Annotated in this window: 18 protein-coding genes; 11 read left to right on the forward strand and 7 right to left on the reverse strand. The window is 61.5% G+C overall.

Going from position 1 to position 22025, the window contains the following annotated elements:
* Nucleotides 1-5: 5 nt before the first annotated feature.
* Together RGCCGE502_RS24980 and RGCCGE502_RS24985 are read right to left on the reverse strand one after the other, a co-directional pair.
* A complete protein-coding gene (locus RGCCGE502_RS24980; RefSeq protein WP_016556989.1) occupies nucleotides 6-941 on the reverse strand; it encodes an SDR family NAD(P)-dependent oxidoreductase in 936 nt (311 codons plus the stop codon).
* A gap of 41 nt (nucleotides 942-982) precedes the next feature.
* Nucleotides 983-1978 (reverse strand): nitrilase-related carbon-nitrogen hydrolase, encoded by a 996-nt coding sequence (locus RGCCGE502_RS24985; RefSeq protein WP_016556990.1) that lies wholly within the window; start codon nucleotides 1976-1978, stop codon nucleotides 983-985.
* A 1355-nt stretch (nucleotides 1979-3333) separates the two neighbouring features.
* Here RGCCGE502_RS24985 and RGCCGE502_RS24995 point away from each other — a divergent pair.
* The gene (locus RGCCGE502_RS24995) at nucleotides 3334-3552 is read left to right on the forward strand and encodes a hypothetical protein (RefSeq protein ID WP_016556992.1); all 219 of its coding nucleotides are present in this window, start codon (nucleotides 3334-3336) and stop codon (nucleotides 3550-3552) included.
* A gap of 21 nt (nucleotides 3553-3573) precedes the next feature.
* On the opposite strand, the gene RGCCGE502_RS25000 is transcribed toward RGCCGE502_RS24995, so the two are convergent.
* A complete protein-coding gene (locus RGCCGE502_RS25000; protein WP_016556993.1) occupies nucleotides 3574-4605 on the reverse strand; it encodes a LacI family DNA-binding transcriptional regulator in 1032 nt (343 codons plus the stop codon).
* 169 nt (nucleotides 4606-4774) lie between these two features.
* Here RGCCGE502_RS25000 and RGCCGE502_RS25005 point away from each other — a divergent pair, with 169 nt between their 5' ends.
* The 3 genes from RGCCGE502_RS25005 to RGCCGE502_RS25015 all read left to right on the forward strand — a co-directional run bounded on the left by RGCCGE502_RS25005 (nucleotide 4775) and on the right by RGCCGE502_RS25015 (nucleotide 8419).
* On the forward strand, nucleotides 4775-6298 hold the full coding sequence (locus RGCCGE502_RS25005; protein WP_016556994.1) for a sugar ABC transporter ATP-binding protein: 1524 nt from the start codon (nucleotides 4775-4777) through the stop codon (nucleotides 6296-6298).
* 80 nt (nucleotides 6299-6378) lie between these two features.
* The gene (locus tag RGCCGE502_RS25010) at nucleotides 6379-7383 is read left to right on the forward strand and encodes an ABC transporter permease (RefSeq protein WP_016556995.1); all 1005 of its coding nucleotides are present in this window, start codon (nucleotides 6379-6381) and stop codon (nucleotides 7381-7383) included.
* A gap of 88 nt (nucleotides 7384-7471) precedes the next feature.
* Entirely contained in the window at nucleotides 7472-8419 is a 948-nt protein-coding gene (locus tag RGCCGE502_RS25015) for a substrate-binding domain-containing protein (RefSeq protein WP_016556996.1), read from the forward strand.
* Nucleotides 8420-8479: 60 nt separating this feature from the next.
* Here RGCCGE502_RS25015 and RGCCGE502_RS25020 read toward each other — a convergent pair whose 3' ends face one another.
* On the reverse strand, nucleotides 8480-10255 hold the full coding sequence (locus RGCCGE502_RS25020; protein WP_016556997.1) for an adenylate/guanylate cyclase domain-containing protein: 1776 nt from the start codon (nucleotides 10253-10255) through the stop codon (nucleotides 8480-8482).
* Between the two features lie 280 nt (nucleotides 10256-10535).
* On the opposite strand from RGCCGE502_RS25020, the gene RGCCGE502_RS25025 reads away from it, so the two are divergent.
* The 3 genes from RGCCGE502_RS25025 (at nucleotide 10536) to RGCCGE502_RS25035 (ending at nucleotide 13411) form a co-directional block, all read left to right on the forward strand.
* Nucleotides 10536-11588 (forward strand): sugar phosphate isomerase/epimerase family protein, encoded by a 1053-nt coding sequence (locus RGCCGE502_RS25025; protein WP_016556998.1) that lies wholly within the window; start codon nucleotides 10536-10538, stop codon nucleotides 11586-11588.
* A gap of 127 nt (nucleotides 11589-11715) precedes the next feature.
* Nucleotides 11716-12903: a Gfo/Idh/MocA family protein gene (locus RGCCGE502_RS25030; RefSeq protein ID WP_016556999.1), complete on the forward strand. Its 1188-nt coding sequence runs from the start codon at nucleotides 11716-11718 to the stop codon at nucleotides 12901-12903.
* A 124-nt stretch (nucleotides 12904-13027) separates the two neighbouring features.
* Nucleotides 13028-13411, forward strand: a complete 384-nt coding sequence (locus RGCCGE502_RS25035; protein WP_016557000.1) for a hypothetical protein — start codon at nucleotides 13028-13030, stop codon at nucleotides 13409-13411.
* 58 nt (nucleotides 13412-13469) lie between these two features.
* On the opposite strand, the gene RGCCGE502_RS25040 is transcribed toward RGCCGE502_RS25035, so the two are convergent.
* The gene (locus RGCCGE502_RS25040; RefSeq protein WP_016557001.1) at nucleotides 13470-13871 is read right to left on the reverse strand and encodes a DoxX family protein; all 402 of its coding nucleotides are present in this window, start codon (nucleotides 13869-13871) and stop codon (nucleotides 13470-13472) included.
* A gap of 344 nt (nucleotides 13872-14215) precedes the next feature.
* Here RGCCGE502_RS25040 and RGCCGE502_RS25050 point away from each other — a divergent pair, with 344 nt between their 5' ends.
* Nucleotides 14216-15817, forward strand: a complete 1602-nt coding sequence (locus RGCCGE502_RS25050; RefSeq protein ID WP_016557003.1) for an ABC-F family ATP-binding cassette domain-containing protein — start codon at nucleotides 14216-14218, stop codon at nucleotides 15815-15817.
* Between the two features lie 16 nt (nucleotides 15818-15833).
* Here the strand turns inward: RGCCGE502_RS25050 and RGCCGE502_RS25055 are convergent, their stop codons facing one another.
* The gene (locus tag RGCCGE502_RS25055; protein WP_016557004.1) at nucleotides 15834-16562 is read right to left on the reverse strand and encodes an esterase family protein; all 729 of its coding nucleotides are present in this window, start codon (nucleotides 16560-16562) and stop codon (nucleotides 15834-15836) included.
* On the reverse strand, nucleotides 16559-17524 hold the full coding sequence (locus RGCCGE502_RS25060; RefSeq protein ID WP_016557005.1) for an acetylxylan esterase: 966 nt from the start codon (nucleotides 17522-17524) through the stop codon (nucleotides 16559-16561). The genes RGCCGE502_RS25055 and RGCCGE502_RS25060 overlap by 4 nt, the downstream gene beginning before the upstream one ends.
* 169 nt (nucleotides 17525-17693) lie before the next feature.
* Between RGCCGE502_RS25060 and RGCCGE502_RS25065 the strand changes: the two genes are divergently transcribed.
* The 3 genes from RGCCGE502_RS25065 (at nucleotide 17694) to RGCCGE502_RS25075 (ending at nucleotide 22017) form a co-directional block, all read left to right on the forward strand.
* Nucleotides 17694-19067, forward strand: coding sequence for a GH1 family beta-glucosidase (locus tag RGCCGE502_RS25065; protein WP_016557006.1), 1374 nt, complete (start codon nucleotides 17694-17696; stop codon nucleotides 19065-19067).
* Nucleotides 19068-19110: 43 nt separating this feature from the next.
* Complete coding sequence (locus tag RGCCGE502_RS25070; protein ID WP_016557007.1) at nucleotides 19111-19659, forward strand: NADPH-dependent FMN reductase; 549 nt, start codon at nucleotides 19111-19113, stop codon at nucleotides 19657-19659.
* A 147-nt stretch (nucleotides 19660-19806) separates the two neighbouring features.
* Nucleotides 19807-22017: a bifunctional diguanylate cyclase/phosphodiesterase gene (locus RGCCGE502_RS25075; protein WP_040675594.1), complete on the forward strand. Its 2211-nt coding sequence runs from the start codon at nucleotides 19807-19809 to the stop codon at nucleotides 22015-22017.
* The last annotated feature ends 8 nt before the right edge of the window (nucleotides 22018-22025 follow it).

Raw genomic sequence — 22025 nt, forward strand, 5'->3', positions numbered from 1 at the left:
TAGCGTCAGCCCGTGGCATCGCCGCGCGTGAACGCGCTGGCATGGTGTTTTACGAATTCCTGCATACTGACAGGTGCCCTGCCGATGAGTTGGAAGAGATCATCGGTCATACGATCGTAGCTGCCTTGCTTGTGCAGGTCTGCCATCACGGCAAGATGGCTGGCAAGATGCGGCGGTACGCCGGCATTCTTCAGGGCATCAATCCACGCGGGCAGCGGAATGTCACGGTAGCGGATAGGCCGGCCGAGGGCTTCGGAAAAGCTACGCGCATAGTGGTCAAGATCGGCCGACTCGTAGCCGGTCAAGTTATAGATCTTTCCGATGTGCGTTGCCGGATCGTCGAGGATCACGGCGACGGCCCTTGCAACATCCGCAGCGGCGATGGGCGACGTCTTGCTGCTGCCGAGCGGCAATGCGAGTTCGCCTCGTTCCCGGACGCTGTCGGCGGCGAGCCGCAGGAAGAAGCCCTCCAGAAAGGCCGTGGGGCGGACGGTAACCACCGGCAGACCGGACCAGGCCAGGGCTTGCTCGGCAAGCCAGTGCAGGCGGTGTTGCGGGCTGTCGGTTGTCTCGGTGATGCTCATTTGCGAAACGGTCATCTGCGACATGTTCACGAACGCCTCGACGCCGTGATGGCGCGCAACGGCCGCGGTATTGATCGTCGCTTCCAGATAGGCAGCCGAGATCGACATGCCGAAATAGATACGCTTTGTGCCTTCGATCGCCCGATGCATCGAGGCGAGGTCGGTCAGGTCACCCTGGACCACCTCGGCGCCGAGGTGCCTCAGGGCCTCGGCACGTTCATCCTCCCGGCGGACCAGGGCGCGCACCCTGTGGCCCTTCGCGAGCAGCATCTCTGTAAGGTTGCGGCCAATGGCGCCGACGTCGCCGGCCGCACCGGTTACGAGGATCGGGCTGTCCTGAGACGATTGAGTGGTCATGATACTTGCCTTCGTTCCGTTCTTTCAAATTTAGCGCGCGTTCAGAGTACCTCGACGGCCTCTTCCTCTACAGATCTTGCACTGAAGGTTTCGGCCTTCGGCTGTGCGCTCAGATCATGGACATGGAGGGCCGGCGTGCGGTCGATCCGCAGGCTGAGGAATTCCGGACGGCTGTAGTGGCCGGCGGCGTCCATGAGCCTCTTGCGTGCGTCGATCAGGGCAAAATCGAGATCGGCGATCACGTCGCCTTCGCCTGCGGTCAGCGGCTCGCCGATGATCTGCCCCTCGGGATTGACGATGGTCGTGAAGCAACCGCCGGAAATCGGTCCTCCGGCGGACCCCGTGTCCTTCAGGATCTGAGCCTGTTGATCGGCGTCGAGCCAGGCCGTGGCATTGACCACGAAACAGGCGGATTCCAACGCATGCTGGCGAATGCTGACTTCTATCTTGTCAGCAAAAGGCTGGCCGTACATCGATCCCGGATACATCGCCGAGTGGATCTGCTCGCCGTCGGCGATGAGGGCGTAGCGGGCCAGCGGCAGGAAATGCTCCCAGCAGGCAAGCTGGCCGATGCGCCCGACGGAACTGTCGACCGCCTGCAGGCCCGAGGCGTCGCCCTGGCCCCAGATCATGCGCTCGTAATAGGTTGGCGTGAGCTTGCGGCGGCGCTGGATCAGCGTACCGTCGGCATCGAAGAGGAGCTGCGTATTGTAGATCGATCCGCCGTCACGCTCGTTGACACCGATCGAGACGACCATCTTTGCCTCACGGGCCGCCTCGCCGATGGCACGCGTTTCGGCGGAAGGCACTGTCACCGACTCTTCGAGCAGGCGCTGGTGCTCCTTGCCCATGTGGAATGCGGGTTGCAGGAAGGAGAAGTAGGGGTAGTAGGGAACGAGGGTTTCCGGGAAGGTTGCGAACTGAACGCCCTGCTTGCCCAGTTCACGGATCTTCCTGACAACCTTGTCGACGGTGCCTGCCCGGCTGTAGAGCACGGGACTGATCTGCACGGCGGCGGCCTTGACGATGGTGCTCATGATAATTGTCCTTTCAGTTGAGCGTATTCGGTGATTTAATTGCATATGCAACATTGAAGATGCCTCGCAATGCCACGTGTCGTCCTCGACGCGCGAATGACGTCCAAGCGAGGTTCTTCATAGCTCACGGTTTCGGTTGCATACCCTGCAAAAAGCGAAGCGGGTGAGCGGCCTATGAGGATCAGTTCGAAGCTCATCCTATGCGCTCCACCCAAAGGGGCGAATCGCGCCGGACGCGTTTGTGGCAACGGTCTCGGCCTTGGCCGCCTCGGTGCGTATCATCAGCGCAGGCCTGCCGCAGCCGAGCTCGCAAGCAGCATGCGGTGCGCGAGCGTGGGAGAAGTGCTACTCATCTATACCTTTCCTTTTCAAGTTGATGTTGTATTGCATATGCAACATTTGTGGTTCCATTACTCGACTTCGCCGAGTGGCAGGCTGACGGCCACATCGAGCACGGCAGTAACGCCTTCCGCGCCAAGCAAGGCCTACGCCTTCGTCTGGGCTAGTCGCCACGCCGGAGCTGCCGAAGTCAGCAGGTCCTCGCCGGCTTGTGAGAGGATGATCGGACGGCTCCGGCCGCCCTTTTCGGAAACCTTCTCTTCGACCCAGCCCTCATTCAGGAGGAGGGCGAGATTGCGTGTCAGCGTTGAGCGATCTTGGTAGTTGGCGCGTGGATAAAGGTATGGTGTATATGCAACATGATGTCAACATAGAAATTTTCAGACGTTTCCAGCGTTCGCCCGCATGGCCGGAGCGGCGGCGAAAGGCGGCGCCGCCGTTTCTCCCAATTGGCCCTATTGCGCCGGCGTGAGCTTCGCCACAACGATGCCGGCTACCATCCCTACGGTTTCTTCGCGAAACTGCCTGATGGAGGGAGTTGTTCAGATGCGCCCCGAATGCGGCGGCATCAGCGTGGACTTCATAGATATGCAACTTCGTCTTGTCGTCAGTCGACACCATGACCTCGAAGGTCATGGGTACCGCTGTCGCCTGCTTGCTGTCGTTCGGCTGTGACATGTCTGTCTCCCAAGTTTGACGCTCCGAGATGCCTAATTGCGAAACGCGGCGCGCTCGATGCTCGCAGCAAAAAGGGGCGTTTCTCCCTTATTGTGCGCAATCGACATCGGCTGCCGTTGTGCGCGGAACACGTCGAAGGGGATGCCCTGCCTGTCGAGAAAGGCCTTGAAGGGGACGAGCGGTGGGAGGCGTTCAAGCGCAGTCGGTAGCGGTGGTGGCGTCGCATCGATTCCGTGCGAGCCACGGCCGTGCAGCCAAGAGCCAATTTTTTCGCTCCGCTTGCGCAGCGGACGCCGATAAGCTTAGACCGTCGTTTTCAAATCAGGAGGGCTGGGCCTATGGTCGGCAGAGAAGAAGATTTGACGGCCATCGCACAAGCGGTTGCCGACAGCCCGAAGCGCGACAACAGCGTCTATCACAAGGCAATGGCTGAAGCCCGCCAGGCCTTTGAGGCTGCCGAGGCCGTACTCGGCGGACCGGTTGAGGTCGAGACCAAGACAAAACTGAAGCGAAACGGGCAATATGTTGTGAAGTGGATTTTCCGGCCGGCGGAATAACGTCCCGCGGTCGACTCGCCTTCAACGTTTCGTCCATCGGCGCGACGGCGCGCCAACTGAATTGCGCACGACAAGATCTGGACGCAGCAGGATTTCGGTTTCAGCCGGCTGGCCGTCAGACAGGAACTCCAATAGCAGCGCCATGGCCTGCTTGCCGATCAACGTTCGCGGTTGGCGGATCGTGGTCAGCGGCGGCGACATGAAGACGGCCTGTGGCACGTCGTCGAAGCCGGTTACCGAGAAGTCGGTCGGGATGTCGTAGCCGCGGGCGCCAAGGCCGATCATCACGCCGATCGCCGTCTGGTCGTTGACGCACATGAAGGCGGTCGGCAGGGTGTCGCGCATGAACAGTTGCTCGACGGCGTGACGGCCGCTTTCCAGCGTTCCGTCGCCTTCGAGTACGATACGCACGTCCGGCGCAACCCCCGCTGCATCGAGCCCGGCGTCATAGCCTTGGCGTCGGCGGCTGTAGGCAAGACGGGTGCGTGAATCGCCGATGAAGGCGATCTTGCGGTGGCCCTCGGCCAACAGCAGGTCGACCGCCTTTCGGGCGCCCTCGACGTCGTCCACGCCGACATAAGGGATGCCGCCATTGAAAACCGGCTCGAAGACGCCGACGCTCGGCGGCAGGCGCGCGGTCATCGTCTGATGGCCGAAGGGCAAAATGCCGGTGAAGAGGATCAGCCCGGCGGCCTGGTTGGAGTTCAGGAACTTCAGATATTCGAGGCCACGCTGTGCGTCGTTCTGCGTATGGCCGATCAGGATACCGTAGCCATGGGCACGGGCTTCGTTCTCAAGCCCGACCAGAATGTTGGAGAAGTTCGGGTCGCCGATATCGGGCGCTACCACCAGAATCATGTTCGATCGGCCGAGGCGGAGGCTGCGGGCCATGGCGTTCGTCGTATAGCCGGTGATGGCGATCGCCTGATTGACCTTCAGTCGCGTCGAGTTGGCGACCTTTTCCGGCGTGTGGATCGCCCGCGATACCGTCGCGATCGAAACCTCGGCGATCCGAGCGACGTCTTCTATGGTTGCGGGCGTGGAATTCGACACTGCGTCCTGCCTTGGATGCCTTCGCCGCGACACTACACAGACTTGCCGGGAGGTCAAATGCCGGGGCCCGCAGATCTGTGTGTAACAGTGATGTAAACCTTTACATGCGTCGTGTAAAGGTTTACATATGGCTTCAAGCGGATGGGAGCCGCAGGGAGGAAGTCAGTCAATGAGTGTGGATTCTGCCGACGCTGCGCCTGTGGTGTTGTCCGCGCGGCGCATCTGCAAGTCGTTTAGCGGCGTGCAAGTCCTCTTCAGTGTCAATTTCGATCTCCGTGCCGGTGAGATCCACGCCCTCATGGGTGAAAATGGCGCGGGCAAGTCGACCTTGGTCAAGGTCATGTCCGGTTTCGAGCAACCGAGTTCGGGCGAGATCCTACTCGACGGCAAGCCGGTCGTGTTGCCTGCCAACGGCGCGGCCGAAGCGCTCGGCATCGTTCTCATCCATCAGGAGTTCAATCTCGCCGACCATCTGACGGTCACGGAGAGCCTTTTCCTCGGTCGCGAAGTCACGCGGTTCGGCGTGCTCGATCGCAGGTACATGCGCGCCGAAACCCGCAAGGCGCTTGATCTCCTCGGCTCCCACGTCGACGAGAATGCCATTATCAGCACATTGTCGATCGCCGATAAGCAGATGGTGGAAATCGCCAAGGCAATCAGCCGCGATGCCCGCGTCGTCATCATGGACGAGCCAACCGCCGTGCTGTCGCGCGAGGAGACGAACTTCCTGTTCCGGCAGGTGCGCAAGCTGCGCGACAAGGGAACAAGCTTTATCTTCGTGTCGCATAAGCTCGACGAGGTGATGGAGATCACCGACCGGGTCACCGTGCTGCGCGATGGCCAGTGGGTCAAGACGGCGCCGACGGCGATGCTCGACGGCGAATCCATTGCGCAGCTGATGGTCGGGCGCGAACTGTCGAGCCTTTATCCCACCAAGGTGGAGCCCAATGTCGACGAGGAGGTCGTCCTCCGGGTCGAAGGTGTTTCAACCGGCTATGTGCAGGATGCGAGCTTTGAGGTTCGCAAGGGCGAGATCATCGGCTTTTCCGGCATGATCGGTTCTGGTCGCACGGAGCTGATGGAAGCAATCGCCGGGTTGCGGGCGCGTGCGTCCGGCGAGGTCGTCATTCGCGGTGAAGCCGTGCTTTCGGGCGATGTCCATGCCGCCAACCGCGCCGGGCTTGCCTACATGACGAAGGATCGCAAGTCGAAGGGTTTGCTCCTGCGTTCCGGCATGATGACCAATCTGACGCTGCAGTCGCTCGGCCAGCATTCGCGGCACGGCTATCTCAGCCCGGGCAGCGAGGCGAAGGCGCTTGCCAAGGCGCGGCGGCGCTTCGATATCCGCGTTCGCGACACCAACATCGTTGCCGGCCGCATGTCGGGCGGCAACCAGCAGAAGCTGTTGCTTGCCAAGGTCATGGAGACCGAGCCGGAGATCATCATCATCGACGAGCCGACACGCGGCATCGATGTCGGCACCAAGCAGCAGATCTATCATTTTATCTCGGCGCTGGCGCGAGACGGTCGATCCATCATTGTCGTTTCCTCGGAAATGCCTGAGGTGATCGGCCTCTGCACGCGCGTCGCCGTGATGCGCGAGGGACGGATCGTCGGCGTGCTCGAGGGTGACGAGATCTCGGAGCAGGAGATCATGCGCTACGCCGCCGGATTGAAGAGAAAAGCCGCCTGAGATTGGCGGGAAGCGGCTGCGTCAAGCGCGCTGCGAGAATATGATGCCCATCGAATTTGGGGCGGGAGGTTGGTTTGGAAATGAGCGTGAACGAGGAGACCAGGGAAATCCGGCGTCGCCCCTGGCGGGATATCGATCTCAGGGCCGTTGCGCCTTTTGCAGCCCTGATATTGCTCTTGATCGTCGGGGCGCTGGTCAATCCGAACTTCATCGGCATCACCAACCTTGCCAATGTCGCGACCCGCTGCGCCTTCATCGCGATCATCGCCGTCGGCGCCACATTCGTGATCTCCGCCGGCGATCTTGACCTGTCTGTCGGTTCGATGGTGGCCTTTGTTGCCAGCCTGATGATCCTTTTGATGAATTCCGGCGTGATTGCCGATCCGACGCTGATGCTGGCGGCTGCGGTCGTGTTCACACTCGTCGCCGGTGCGCTCTGTGGACTGGCCAACGGCCTGATCACCACGGTCGGTAGGATTGAGCCGTTCATCGCCACGCTCGGCACCATGGGCATCTATCGTGGCCTAACAACATGGCTCAGCCAGGGCGGCGCGATCACGCTGCGCTCGGCCGATATCCAGACGCTTTACCGTCCGGCCTATTTCGGCAGCATTCTCGGCGTGCCGGTGCCGATCGTCGTCATCCTTGCCGTCACTGCGGTTGCAGCCTTCATTCTCTACCGCACACGCTATGGACGCCATGTCGTCGCGGTCGGTTCCAACAGTGACGTGGCGCGCTATTCCGGCATCGCCGTCAATCGCGTGCGCACGATCGCCTTCGTCATCCAGGGGCTCTGCGTCGCCATCGCCGTGCTGCTTTATGTGCCGCGCCTTGGTTCAACCTCGGCAACGACGGGCATTCTCTGGGAACTGCAGGCAATCACCGCCGTCGTCGTCGGCGGGACGGCGCTCAAGGGCGGCGCCGGTCGCGTCTGGGGCACCATCTGCGGCGCTTTCATTCTCGAGCTCGTCGGCAACATCATGCTGCTGTCGAACTTCATCAGCGAATATCTCATCGGTGCGATCCAGGGTGCGATCATCATCATCGCCATGCTGGTGCAGCGCTCGCTGGTCCGCAAATCATAAGCGGACTGGCTCCAGAAATTGGCCGGGATCACAGGGCGTCCGGTTGACGGGTAGGAAAAGTCCCTGACGTTTATTGGGAGGAAATAGAATGCGCAAACTCATGTTGGGTCTTGCGGTTGCGGCCGTCACGCTGGCGGGTACCGCATACGCACAGGACAAGAAGTTCACCATCGGCGTCTCGATTCCGGCAGCCGACCATGGTTGGACCTCGGGCGTCGTGTTCCACGCCGAACGCATCGCCAAGAAACTGATGGAACAGCATCCGGGGCTGAACGTCATCGTCAAGACTTCGCCGGATGCCGCCAGCCAGGCGAACGCTGTGCAGGACCTTGATACACAGGGCATCGACGCCCTCGTCATCCTGCCGTCGGATCCGGATCCGCTCGTCAACGCCATCAAGGAAGTCAAGGGCAAGGGCAAGTACGTTGCTCTCGTTGACCGCGCGCCGTCGACCAACGATGATACTGTCCGCGACCTTTACGTTGCCGGCAACAACCCGGCGCTCGGCGAAGTCGCCGGCAAGTACATCGCGGCTCAGACGCCGGATGCCGAAGTCGTCGTTATCCGCGGTCTGCCGATCCCGATCGATCAGCAGCGCCAGGACGGCTTCGACAAGGGCATCGCCGGCTCCAAGGTCAAGGTTCTCGACCGCCAGTACGGCAACTGGAACCGCGACGATGCCTTCAAGGTCATGCAGGACTACCTGACGAAGTACCCGAAGATCGACGTGGTCTGGTGCCAGGACGACGACATGGCTGTCGGCGTGCTGCAGGCAATCGAGCAGGCCAAGCGTACCGACATCAAGTATGTCGTCGCCGGCGCCGGCTCCAAGGACATGGTCAAGAAGGTCATGGACGGCGACAAGCTGATCCCGGTTGACGTTCTCTATCCGCCGGCAATGGTCGGCACGGCCATGGAACTGACGGCTGCTGGTCTCTACGGCCAGGTTCCTGTTCGCGGCACCTTCGTCCTCGACGCGACGCTTGTCACGAAGGACAATGCCAAGGACTTCTACTTCCCGGATTCTCCGTTCTGATCTAATCCAATGTGGCGCCCGTTCCAAAGGACGGGCGTCTTTTTTTGACAACGTCGCTTTTTAGCCCGGCAGGCCGGCCTTGGCGAGGTCCGTGATGCAGCGGTCGATGAAAGCTTCGGTCATGACTGGATTGTCGCCGAAATAGAATTCTCGGCGGGCGTCACGGCACGTCATACCCGGCCGGAAGCGATGAAGCCTGGAGATTGCCTCTCGCGCTTCGTTCATTTCGCCTTGCCTTCCAAGGGCAGCGGCCAGAAAAATCGCCGGCCAGAAGGTTGCGTTCGGGGAGCGGAGTGATGCACGCGCTGCCTTTGCCGCTTCCGCCATGTTGCCCAATTGATAGTTCGCGAGCGCGAGAACGTTATGGAAGGTCCACAGATGCGGATCGCGAGGACTGAGCCGGAACGCTTCCTTGACCTCTTCAATCCCTTCAGCGGGGCGCTCGACGTAGCAGAGGACCTGTCCAAGCGCGAAGTGCGCCTGCGCAAAACTTTGGTCGAGCTGCAAGGCGTTGCGTAGGTGCGCAAGTCCGGCCTCCGTCGCACCATCAAGCGCCAGTGCCCTGCCCAAGGCGAGGTGCGCGGCAGGCTCTCTCTGGTCCGATATGATGGCGCGTTCGGCAAGGTCGATCGCATCACAAATCCGCTCGGCGCGTTCATCAAGTGGGCCATACCAGCCGAGTTGAATGTGAACATAAGCCAGTCGCGCCTGCGCCTGCGCGAAGGTCGGGTCAATATCGATTGCCTGCTCGAACAGCGCCTTGGCCGTCTTCAATTCGTCGAGCGTGAACCGGTAGAGATGCCAGAGGCCCTTCAGGTAGATTTCCCAGGCATCCATGTCCAACACGGTGCGGCCCCGAAGGGCGGCGAATTCGATGGAACCGAGTTCCGGTTCGATCGTTCCAGTGATTTCCGAAGCAAGCTGGTCCTGAACCTCGAAGATGTCGGCCAACGTCCGGTCGTAGCGTTCCGCCCAGAGCAGACTGCCATCCGTGCCGTTCAGCAATTGCGCGGTAATGCGAACGCGATCTGCCGCGCGGCGCACGCTCCCCTCCAGCACGTACTTGACGCCAAGGTCCTCCGCCACCTGTTGCGCATTGGGCTTGCGGCCCTTGTAGCTGAACGAGGAGTTGCGGGCTGCCACCAGCAGCCAGCGACAGCGCGCCAGCGTGGCGATCAGCTCGTCGGTGAAGCCGTCAGAGAAATGTTCCTGTTCCTCGATGCTCGACATGTTGCTGAACGGCAGAACCGCAATCGAGGGCCGATTGCGCAGAGGCCTCGTTCCCTTGTGCTTCGATGCGGTAGCCGATGGAAGCTGCTCGCTGTCCGCCGTCCATCGCCAGACCCGGATTGGTCGATCGACGTTCCTAAGTTTGCGATTGCCGAAATCGATTGCCCGGAAGTCAAGCTTCGACCGGATCTGGTCGTTGACCTGCTGGGACACGCAGATACCGCCCGGCGGCGCCAGCGCCTGCAGGCTTGCGGCGACGTTCACGCCATCACCGAAGATGTCCTCTTCCTCAACCAGCACATCGTCAACGTGGATGCCGATCCGCCACAGCATGCGCCGATCTGGTTCGAGTGCCTCGTTGCGTTGAAGCAGTGCTTTCTGGATCTCCATGGCGCAGCCGACGGCATCGACCACGCTTGCGAATTCGGCGAGCGCTTCATCGCCAACAAATTTGACGACGCGTCCGTGATGCTTGCCGATGCTGGGGACGATGATTTCGCTATTGTGGGCTTTCAGCGTCGCGAACGTACCGCTTTCGTCAAGGCCCATCAGCCGGGAGAAGCCGACAACATCCGCATCCAAGATTGCTGCCAGACGCCGGGTCATGCGCCAACCTCCTGGTCTGAAGACAGTAGCACGAGACGACGCGATGTCTACCGTGGCGGTCGCGGGGGGCAGAGACGAGATGCCCAAGTCGTCACCGGCGAATGGGAAATGCGGTACGTACATCTTGCAGCCCGGAGCAGGCCGTGGTTAAGTCGGCCGCCTTCGATTTCCGCCCCGCGGGGCAAATTTGCAGTTTCGCCGAAATCGGCTTGCAGACTTCAAATCGCGTGGTAGAACTCTACCAGAAACGTTTACGGTCATCTTTTAGGGAGGAATTGACATGAAAACGATCAAGGGTCCGGGCCTGTTCCTTGGACAATTCGCGGGCGATGCCGCGCCTTTTAACTCGTGGGATTCGATTACCAAATGGGCAGCCGATATCGGCTACAAGGGCGTGCAAGTTCCGACCTGGGCGGGCCAGCTGATCGACCTCAAGAAGGCGGCTTCCTCGAAGGACTATTGCGACGAGTTCGCCGGCGTTGCCCGCCAGAACGGCGTCGAAGTGACGGAACTCTCCACCCATCTTCAGGGCCAGCTGGTTGCCGTGCATCCGGCCTATGACGAAGCTTTCGACGGTTTCGCCGCGCCTGAAGTGCGCGGCAATCCGAAGGCGCGCCAGGAATGGGCTGTCGAACAGGTGAAGATGGCGCTGACGGCGTCGAAGCACCTCGGCATCAAGGCGCATGCGACCTTCTCGGGCGCGCTCGCTTGGCCGTTCATCTATCCGTGGCCGCAGCGCCCGGCGGGCCTCGTCGAAACCGCGTTCGACGAGCTTGCAAAGCGCTGGACGCCGATCCTCAATCACGCCGACGAGAACGGCGTCGACGTCTGCTACGAAATCCATCCGGGCGAAGACCTGCATGACGGTATCACCTTCGAGATGTTCCTCGAGCGCGTGAAGAACCATCCCCGCGCCAACATGCTCTACGATCCGTCGCACTACATCCTGCAGTGCCTGGACTACCTCGACAACATCGACATCTACAAAGACCGGATCAAGATGTTCCACGTCAAGGATGCCGAGTTCAACCCGAGCGGCCGCCAGGGCGTCTACGGCGGTTACCAGGGCTGGGTCGAGCGTGCCGGCCGCTTCCGTTCGCTCGGCGACGGTCAGGTCGATTTCGGCGCTGTGTTCTCGAAGATGACGGCCAACAACTTCGACGGCTGGGCCGTGGTCGAATGGGAATGCGCGCTGAAGCATCCCGAGGATGGCGCACGCGAAGGTGCCGAGTTCGTCAAGGCGCACATCATTCGCGTCACGGAAAAGGCGTTCGACGATTTTGCAGCCGGCGGTACGGACCAGGCTGCCAACCGCCGGATGCTGGGGCTTTGATCAGCTAAAACTCCTTTCTAACCCCTCCCCACAAGGGGAGGGCTGCCGCGAGTTTTCTCCCCGCTTGTGGGGGAATGCCGGCAGGCAGAGGGGATCTTTCCCGCAGGGAACAAATTTGGAGGAACCAATGGCAATTGAAGCATCTACAGAACAGGCGCGCGAACCGCGCATCCGTCTCGGCATGGTCGGCGGTGGCGCCGGCGCGTTCATCGGCGCAGTGCACCGCATCGCTGCCCGTATCGACGACCAGTACGACCTGATCGCCGGTGCCCTGTCATCAACGCCGGAGAAGGCGATGGCTTCGGGTCTCGATCTCGGTCTCGATCCGTCGCGCACCTATTCCAGCTACCGCGAGATGGCGATCCGCGAAGCGAAGCTGAAGAATGGCATCGAAGCGGTTTCGATCGTTACGCCGAACCATGTTCACTACGACGTCGCCAAGGAATTCCTGCGTCGCGGCATCCATGTCATCTGCGACAAGCCGCTGACCTCGAACCTTGCCGACGCCAAGAAGCTGAAGAAGGTGGCCGACGAGAGCGGCGCGCTCTTCATCCTGACGCATAACTACACCGGCTATCCGATGGTTCGTCAGGCACGCGAGATGATCGCCAATGGCGAACTCGGCGATATCCGCCTGGTCCAGGCCGAATATCCGCAGGACTGGCTTACCGAGGCCGTCGAGCAGACGGGTGCCAAGCAGGCCGTTTGGCGCACCGACCCGGCGCAGTCGGGTGCAGGTGGCTCCACCGGCGATATCGGCACTCATGCCTATAACCTCGCTTCCTTCGTGTCGGGCCTCGAGCTTGATAGTCTTGCAGCCGACCTTGACAGCTTCGTCGAAGGTCGTCGCCTCGACGACAACGCCCACGTGATGCTGCGCTTCAAGGCCAAGGGCTCCGAGAAGCCGGCCAAGGGCATGCTGTGGTGCAGCCAGGTGGCGCCCGGCCACGAGAACGGCCTCAAGGTCCGCGTCTACGGCACCAAGGGTGGTCTGGAATGGGTTCAGGCCGATCCGAACTATCTCTGGTTCACACCGTTCGGCGAGCCGAAGCGCCTGATCACCCGCAACGGCGCCGGCTCCGGCCCGGCGGCGGCCCGTGTCTCGCGCATCCCGTCCGGTCACCCGGAAGGCTATCTCGAAGCCTTCGCGACGATCTATACGGAAGCCGCGCGCGCCATCAACGCCCACAAGAAGGGTAAGGCGGTCGACAAGGCCGTGGTCTACCCGACGGTTGATGACGGCGTGAAGGGCGTTGCCTTCGTTGATGCCTGCGTCGCTTCCTCGAAGAAGAATGGCGCCTGGGTCAAGGTCTGATCGTCGGTCCACTAGGCTCACGGATACAACTAATGGGCGCGCTTCCTAGAATATTAGGGAGCGCGCCCATTGTCGTTTAACAATGCCGTGGCAAAATGGGCGCAACCAGATGGAGAAACGGTCGATGAAAGCCTCTGCCCGAATTCTGACGTGCATCTCCGCGCTCGCTGCGTTTCCGGCATTGTCGCAGGAGGTCCCCAATCGCACACCGAACTTCTATGCCGGCCAGCGTGTTCCGGGCACCGTGAACGTGCAGACGACGGTATCCCTATCCGTGCCTGTCGAGGCCGGGGAGGAAGCCGGGGAACAGATCAAGGCCGCCCAGAAAGGCTTCTACATGATGGCTGGGGGGCAATGCGATCTCATCCTGCAGACGCTGGCCGAGAGCTGCCAGATCATCAACCTCACCAGCAGCGCCGATCTTAATCGCGGTTCGCGAAACGACATTATCGTGCGTGGCACGGTGACGATGGCGGTCAAGCTCAAGGACGCCAAGCCGAACCCCTAGCGTTCTCCGGCATAGTGGGCCGAAGCGGCAGAGCGCGCCGCCTCGACCCGGGTAATGATCAGGCCGCCGCCTGCTTGCGCTTGATCAGCGCATCGAAGCTGAAGGGGCCACCACCGGCAGCAACCAGATAGAGAAAGACGAAGCAGAACAGGATTGCGGCGACACCGCCGTTCTGCGCCGGATAAAAGCCCTTCGGGGCATGTCCGATGAAATAGGCAAAGGCCATCAGGCCGGAAAGAACGAAGGCGGCGGCGCGTGTCTTAAAGCCGACCAGCACGAGGAAGCCGAGCGTCAGTTCGAGCAGGCCTGCGATCCAGGACATGGAGCCCACATCGGGCACGCGTTCGGCGGCCGGAAAATGCAGGATTTTCTGCGTGCCATAGCTGAACAGCACGAGCGAGGAGACGACACGCAGCAGGCTGAGGAGATGTGGCTGCGCCAGGTGGATCGAGGAGAGCATCGGGTTCCTTTCGTGGTGATGTCGTCCCTGCTCTCTAGCGTGGCTTCCAGGGATCGCAAATTCACGACTTCTGACATCGGCGTTATCAGCGTTTTCAATATGATAGCATTCGATTGGCTTCGGATTGATGTGCCCGCCTCCCGGCACGCTGATGTGCATATGCGGACCGGTGAAAGCGTCCCCGGGGATGTCCCGAGATTCGACTTCTACCGTCCGCTGCCTTGATTTCGGCGTGGTGCCCGCCTAGATTGCGGTCATCGCCAATACCAACAGGATGTGTGCAGCAATGGATTTCACCCCAATCGCAACGCCAGTTCGCCTTGCCATTCGGGAGTCCTTTATCCATGCCTGCATCCATTACCCTGTCGAATCTTTCGTGGTCCACGCCTGACGGGCGTACCCTTCTTTCCCATCTCGATGTGAGCTTCGGCGCCGAGCGAACCGGACTTGTCGGCCGTAACGGTGTCGGCAAGACGACGCTGCTGAAGCTCGTCTCCGGCGAACTGCAGCCGCAATCCGGCAGCATTGCCTTTGGCGGACGGCTCGGCATCCTGCGTCAGTCGGTTCAGGTCGAGGAGCGGGCAACGGTCGCCGATCTCTTCGGCGCCAGCGACGCGCTGGCCATCCTTCGCCGCGCCGAAGCCGGCGATGCCACTGGCGACGAACTTGCCAATGCCGATTGGACGATCGAGGCGAGGATGGCCGCGGCGATCGAGCGCGTCGGGTTGGATGCGGAGCCGGAAACGCTACTGACCTCGCTTTCGGGTGGGCAGCGGACGCGCGTGGGTCTTGCGGCCCTTGTCTTCTCCGATCCTGATTTCCTTATCCTCGACGAGCCGACCAACAATCTCGACCGCGATGGGCGGGAGGCCGTCATCGCCTTGCTCGCCGGCTGGCGCGCCGGCGCCATCGTCGTCAGCCATGATCGCGAACTGCTCGAAACCATGGATGCGATCGTCGAGATCACCACGCTTGGCGCCCGGCGATACGGTGGAAACTGGAGCGCCTTTCAGGAACGCAAGGCGCTTGAGCTCGCCGCCGCCGAACACGATCTTGCGGATGCGGAGCGGCGCGTTGCCGATGTGGTCCGCAGCGCCCAGGTTGCGGCGGAGCGGCAGGCCCGCAGCGACCGCAACGGCCGCAAGAAGGCGGCAAGAGGCGACATGCCCCGCATCGTCGCTGGCGGTCTCAAGCGGGCGGCTGAGAACACCAGCGGCAACAAGGTTCGCCTTGGCGAAAAACGCCGCGAGGAGGCGATGGAGGAGGCATCCGCTGCCCGGAAACGGATCGAGATCCTGCAGCCCTTTTCGGCCCAACTCGCATCAACCGGGCTGCCGCCCGGCAGAGATGTCCTCCGGCTGGAGGGCGTCACCGCCGGCTATCAGCCAGAGGCTCCGATCATTCGAAACCTCTCTTTTGCGATGACCGGCCCCGATCGCATCGCGATCGCCGGGCCGAACGGCTCGGGCAAGACGACACTGCTGGCGCTGATCACGGGCGCGCTACAGCCGTCGTCCGGAACCGTCTCCCTCATGACCGGCTTTTCTCTTTTCGATCAGAGCGTCAGTCTTCTCGATCGATCGCTGTCGATCCGCGAGAACTTCCGCAATCTCAATCCCGGCGCGAATGAGAATGCCTGCCGCGCGGCGTTGGCACGGTTCATGTTCCGGGCGGATGCGGCGCTGCAGCAGGTCTCAACGCTATCAGGCGGGCAGTTGCTGCGCGCAGGGCTCGCCTGCGTGCTCGGCGGGGCGAAACCACCGCCCCTGCTGATCCTGGACGAGCCGACCAACCATCTGGATATCGATTCGATCGCTGCGGTGGAGGTGGGGCTGCAGGCTTATGACGGTGCGCTGCTGGTCGTCAGTCACGACGAGGTGTTTCTGGAGAATATCGGCATATCGCGCCGGCTTCAGCTTCCTCTTGGCGAAGAGGTTCTGCTCTAGGCGGCTGGCTGTCGGATCAGATGTAGAGGCCGGCCATCTTGCGCCAGGCGCCGGCCCGGTGAGCGCGACCGTTCCAGACATGCAGCCGGTGGCCGACCTGCTTTTCCGCCAGCAGTCGGCTGAGGTGGTAGTTGTTGTCGAGGAAGGGGTCGGCGTCACCGATGGTCAGGACGATCTCGACCTCGCGCAGCTTTTCCAGCTGCCAGCCGCCGTTCAGTCCCGGCAGGAAGTGCGTCGGCGTGTGGAAATAGACTGCGTCGTCGTAATAGCCGTCGAACAGATCGCCGAAGGATTCGACCCTGATCGTCAGGTCGTAGCGGCCGGAGAAGGCGACGAGCTTGCGAAAGAGGTGCGGATGGCGGAAGACCAGGCTCGCGGCCTGGAAGGCGCCGAGGCTGCAGCCATGCACGATCGTGCATTCATGCCCGTTCTTCGAGGCCATCAGCGGCAGGACTTCGTTCAGGATGTAATCTTCGAAGACCGTGTGGCGGCGGATGCGATCTGCCGGATGCCGGTCGAAGCCGTAGAAGGTTTCGGCGGCCAGCCCCTCGATGCAATAGAGTTGCAGCTGGCCGGCTTGCAGCTTCCCGGCAAGGCTCTCGACAACGCCGAGCCTTTCGTACTCCCAGAAGCGTCCCTCGCGGGTCGGAAACATCAGCACCTTGGCGCCGGCGTGGCCGAACACCAGCAGCTCCATCTCGCGATGCAGGCGCGGACTATGCCAGCGCAGATATTCCCGGTTCATAACACCTTGAAAAAATCTCGGACTTTCTCGCGCAGAATCGCGTTCTGCTCGGTGCTTCCGGGATAGTCGAAGTGTCCCGCATCTAATATGAAGGTTTCATTATATTTTGATGTCGGCAGGGCGTTGGCCACCGCGAACTGGCAGGGCGGTGCGACGGCGGGGTCGAAGAGGGCGACGGCCGCCAGCACCGGCACCGTGATCCGGCTTGCGGCGCTGGCCGCGTCGAACATGCGCAGGGTCTCGAGCACGCTTCCATGTGTCTTCTGGTACCTTTGCACGGAATCGGCGCTGCCGACCGTCGGCAACGTCAGCCATTGCGCTCGGTTGCCGAAGGTCGGGACGACGAGGTGGCCGCGCTCGATCCGCGGATCGAACGGGATCGCCAGCGCGCCGATGCCGCCGCCGAAGCTGACGCCGCTGTAGCCGATATGGCCCAAGAGCCAGGGGTAAAGTGCCAGAAGCGTCGAGACGGCAAGCCAGAGGTCATCGACGCAGCCGCCGATAATGTAGGTCTCAGGTTTATCGATACCCTGGAGCACGTGGCCGGACGCATCGGCCGGGATCGGCGGACAGGCGCTCCGCGACAGGCCGCGCGCGCAGGGAAAGAGAATGGCCGCATCCTCGACCGGCATATCGAAATCCGGTGCATCGCGGCCGCCATAGCCGTGGCCGACCACCAACCCGCGCCGCACCGGTCTTGCTCGTGGCAAAAGCAGCCAGCCGCCGATCTCGAAGCCGCCGGTCGAGGTGTAGGTGATGTCGAGGACCCGCCAGTCTGGATGGGCCAGCTTGCTCTTTCGAAGCACCGGCTGCGGATCGGTGGCGATCGCTCTTTCGTATCGGGCCTTCCAGAAGGCGTCGAAACCTGGCGGTGCCTCGGGAGGGACGATTGCCCGGAGGTCGGCAAGCGTCATGCCGTAGGTGGGATCGAAGGCGAAAGGATGTGTCTTGGGGATGCTCATGGGAGGGTTGTTCCGCGAAAAGGCGCGCAATGCAAGGCAGGAGCGCCCGCCGTACCTGGAGCCTTGCGAATGGCCTCACTGAAACGTTACAGCTTTGTCACTTCCACCCTGTACAACATCGGTCCGCTTGGCTAAACCGCCCCTCGAAACCATGAAGAACGGGATTTCCATGATCGATCCGAAGACCCTTGCTGCCCGCTTCCCGGGCGATTTCACCTTTGGCGTTGCGACGGCAGCGTTTCAGATTGAAGGCGCTTCCAAGGCAGACGGCCGCAAGCCCTCCATCTGGGATGCCTTCTGCAATATGCCTGGTCGCGTCTTCAATCGCGACAACGGCGATGTCGCCTGCGATCACTATAACAGGCTCGATCAGGATCTCGATCTCATCAAGTCCATGGGCGTCGAAGCCTACCGCTTCTCGATCGCCTGGCCGCGCATCATCCCTGACGGCACCGGTCCGGTGAATGAGGCAGGTCTGGATTTTTACGATCGCCTCGTTGATGGCTGCAAGGCGCGCGGCATCAAGACCTTCGCGACGCTCTACCACTGGGATCTGCCACTGCTTCTCGCCGGTGACGGTAGCTGGACGGCGCGCTCGACGGCCTATGCATTCCAGCGCTATGCCAAGACGGTCATGGCCCGGCTCGGCGACCGTCTCGACAGTGTCGCGACCTTCAACGAACCCTGGTGCATCGTCTGGCTCAGCCACCTCTACGGCATCCACGCGCCGGGCGAACGCAACATGCAGGCGGCCCTTCACGCGATGCACCACATGAACCTTGCGCACGGCCTCGGCGTTGAGGCGATCCGCTCGGAAGCGCCCAACGTGCCTGTCGGCCTCGTGCTCAACGCCATGTCCGTCATGCCGGGCTCAGACAGCGCCGCCGACCAGGCGGCTGGCGAACGCGCCCACCAGTTCCACAACGGCGCCTTCTTCGATCCGGTCTTCAAGGGCGAGTATCCGAAGGAATTCCTGGAAGCGCTCGGTGACCGCATGCCTGCTGTGGAAGAGGGCGATCTGAAGATCATCAACCAGAAGCTCGACTGGTGGGGTCTCAACTACTACACGCCGCTGCGTGTCGCCGATGATCCTGCAAAGAGCGGCGACTTCCCCTGGACGGTCGAGGCGCCGCGCGTCAGCGACGTGAAGACAGATATCGGCTGGGAAGTCTATGCGCCCGGTCTGAAGAACGTCGTCGAGGACCTCTATCGTCGCTACGAGCTGCCGGAGTGCTACATCACCGAGAACGGCGCCTGTGACAATACGGGCATCGAACAGGGCGAAGTCAACGATGCGATGCGCCTGGATTACTACGGCGAGCACCTGGATGTCGTCGCCGACCTGATCAAGGACGGCTATCCGATGCGCGGCTACTTCGCCTGGAGCCTGATGGACAATTTCGAATGGGCCGAGGGCTACCGGATGCGTTTCGGCCTCGTGCATGTCGATTACGAAACACAGGTCCGGACAGTGAAGAAGAGCGGCAAATGGTACAGCGAGCTTGCCGCGCAGTTTCCGAAGGGCAACCACAAGACCAGCTGACGGCGCATGGCGCGAATCGGCGCCGTGCCTTAAACCCAAGCGCATGGAAAAACCGCTCTTCCTCTATGCGCTCTGTGGCAGCCAGCGAAAGGCTTCGACCAATCGCCGGCTGCTCGAAGCCCTGCGGGACAATGCGCCCGCAGGCGTCACGATCGAGATCTCAGAGCTGATCGGCGAGCTGCCGATCTTCAACCCGGACCGCGAGGGCGAAAAAACGCCAGCGATCGTTAAAGCGTTCGCAGCCAAGATCGGGGCGGCCGACGGCATCATCGTCGCGTGTCCTGAGTATGCCCATGGCCTGCCGGGCGGATTGAAGAATGCGCTCGATTGGCTCGTCTCCCGCGACGAGGTGCCGTTCAAGCCTGTGATGATCGCGCATGCCTCGCATCGCGGCGATTTCGCGCTAGAGCAGTTGACCGAAGTGTTGAGGACGATGTCGTTCGCCCTCGTCGATGGCGCCTTTTTCAGGCTTCCGTTGCTCGGAAAATCAGATGACGCGCTGGCGGCGGCCTTGGCCGAAAGCACCATAAGCGGTCCTCTCGTATCAGCACTTGTAAAATTCTGTGCTGCAATCAATATCCCAAAGACCTGATCGTGTCAGACAAGTATTTGAAATATTTAAAAATATTCTGCGTTTTTGTGGCCGTCACTGTGGATGGCGGGTGATTAATCGTTACATCGGTCTTTAACCGTTTCTTGAGCCCTTGGCTGGCAGACTTCCTCAATCGGGGAGCAGTGAATGCGGGTAATTTTCGGGGGAAACAAAAGAGGTTTGAGCTTCGGTCGCCATGCGACCGTCGCCGGCGTACTCTTTTCCTTCGCCATAGTCGTCGCGATCGTCACCCTGCTCGTGCTAAGCGCGCTTCAACGCGTCGCGGACCGTTCGAATGTGCTGGACGACGAGCGCTCACGGGAAACGATGTCCGGCGCGCTGAAGACCTTCGAGATGCAGCTGGGCGCGACGCTCAACGACTACGCGGCTTGGGATGACGCTGCCGTTAACGTCTATGCCGCCGATGGCATGGCTTGGACGATCAGCAACTATGGTGAGATGTCGGTCAACAGCTCGCTGTTCGACATGGCGATCGTGATCGATGACGCGAAGAAGCCGATCATGGCCTATCAGGAAGGCAAGCCGATGGACGGCGCGCTGAATGAGTTCTTCTCCCCTTCGCTCTGGACGCTGTTCGACAAGGTGAAGGCTGCGGCCCCGCAGGACAACCCGGAGGCGACAGGCTTTGTCAGCACGAAAGCCGGGATCGCCGTCGTCGGCGTGGCGCTGGTGCGCGAGAAATCGGGTGCGCTCGATATTCCGGCAGGAAAGCATCGCTACCTCATCTTCGCCAGGCATCTCAACGCCGACAAGGTTGCGGAGCTTGGTGCGACCTACGTTATTGGCGGATTGAAGCTGGTCGCGCCGGAATTCGAAACTCCTTATTCCGTGACGATCACCGACGCGCAATCGGTCGCTCTCGGCAAGCTGGTCTGGGTGTCGCGAGTGCCCGGCGATATCGGCTACGGCGAGGTTCGTCCGATGGTCGTGAAGGCGGTCGGGCTCGTCGGCCTGTTCTTCATCGTCCTCCTCATTATCGGCTGGCTGGCGCTGCGACGCCTCAAGGCGGAAGAAATCAATGCCCGCGAGGAAGCCAATCGCGACAGGTTGAGCGGTTTGATGAACCGCGACGGGCTTGGAACGGCGATCGACGCCTTCGTTGCGGAAGCAGCTGATACCCGCCGCAATGTGCTCATCCTCTACCTCGATCTCGACGGCTTCAAGGAAGTCAACGACGCGTATGGTCATGGGACCGGCGACCAGCTGATCCGCGCGGTTGCCGCCGGTCTCAACGTGCTCATTCCAGAGGGCGCTGTTCTGGCCCGCATTGGCGGCGACGAGTTCGCCATCGCTTTTGTCTCCGAAAGTGAGCATGCGGTTGCTCTGCAGCTTTCCGAACAGATCCTGGACTTCCTGGCCGAGCCGCTGGAAATCGGCCGGCGCGTCGTTGTCATCGGCGCAAGCATCGGCATCGCCATGTCGGAAGGCGGCGCGATCGACCGCGAGGAACTGGTTCGTCGTGCCGACCTTGCCATGTACAAGGCCAAGGAAGCTGGCCGCGCGCGCATGACGCTTTACGACCCGGCAATGGATGCCGACCGCGCGGAACGCAACGCGCTGGAACTCGATTTGCGGATGGCGATCGAAGGCGGCGACCTGCAGATCGCCTATCAGCCGCTGATCGACGCCGCGACCCATGAAATGACGGGCGTTGAGGCATTGGTGCGGTGGAATCGCCCGGGCCACGGCCCCGTCTCACCCGAGGTCTTCATCCCCATCGCGGAAACCAGCGGGCTGATTGAGGCCCTGGGTCTTTTTGTTTTGCGCAAGGCCTGCGAAACCGCCAAGCAATGGCCGGAGCTGCGCATCTCGGTCAACGTCTCGCCAGGGCAATTCCGCAACCCGGCTTTCGCGGACTATGTCCGATACGTTCTGAAGCAGACCGAGATCGAGGCCAAACGCGTGACACTCGAGGTCACCGAGGGCTACATGATCCAGAACCCACAGCGCACCCGGCAGGCCATCGAGCGCCTGAAGGCGCTCGGCGTCAAGGTTGCGCTCGACGATTTCGGCTCGGGATTCTCGTCCATCGGTTATCTCAGGCAGTTTGGCTTCGATCGCATCAAGATCGATCGCTCGCTGGTCATGAACATCCTCGAAAGCGAGAGCCAGCGCGAAATGCTGCAGGCGACCGTGGCGCTTGCCCGCTCGCTCGACATTCCGGTCACGGCGGAAGGCATCGAGACCGAGGAGCAGGGCATTGCGGTGCGGCTCTTCGGCTGCGATACGCTGCAGGGCTATTTCTTCGGTCGACCGATGCCCGCCGAGCAGATCACGGAACGGCTGATGCACGTCCGCGCGGCGAAGGTCACGAGCCGCCGCACCAACGCCGCCTGAAGTAGGTT

The sequence above is a fragment of the Rhizobium grahamii CCGE 502 genome, from assembly GCF_000298315.2.
Classification (GTDB): domain Bacteria; phylum Pseudomonadota; class Alphaproteobacteria; order Rhizobiales; family Rhizobiaceae; genus Rhizobium; species Rhizobium grahamii.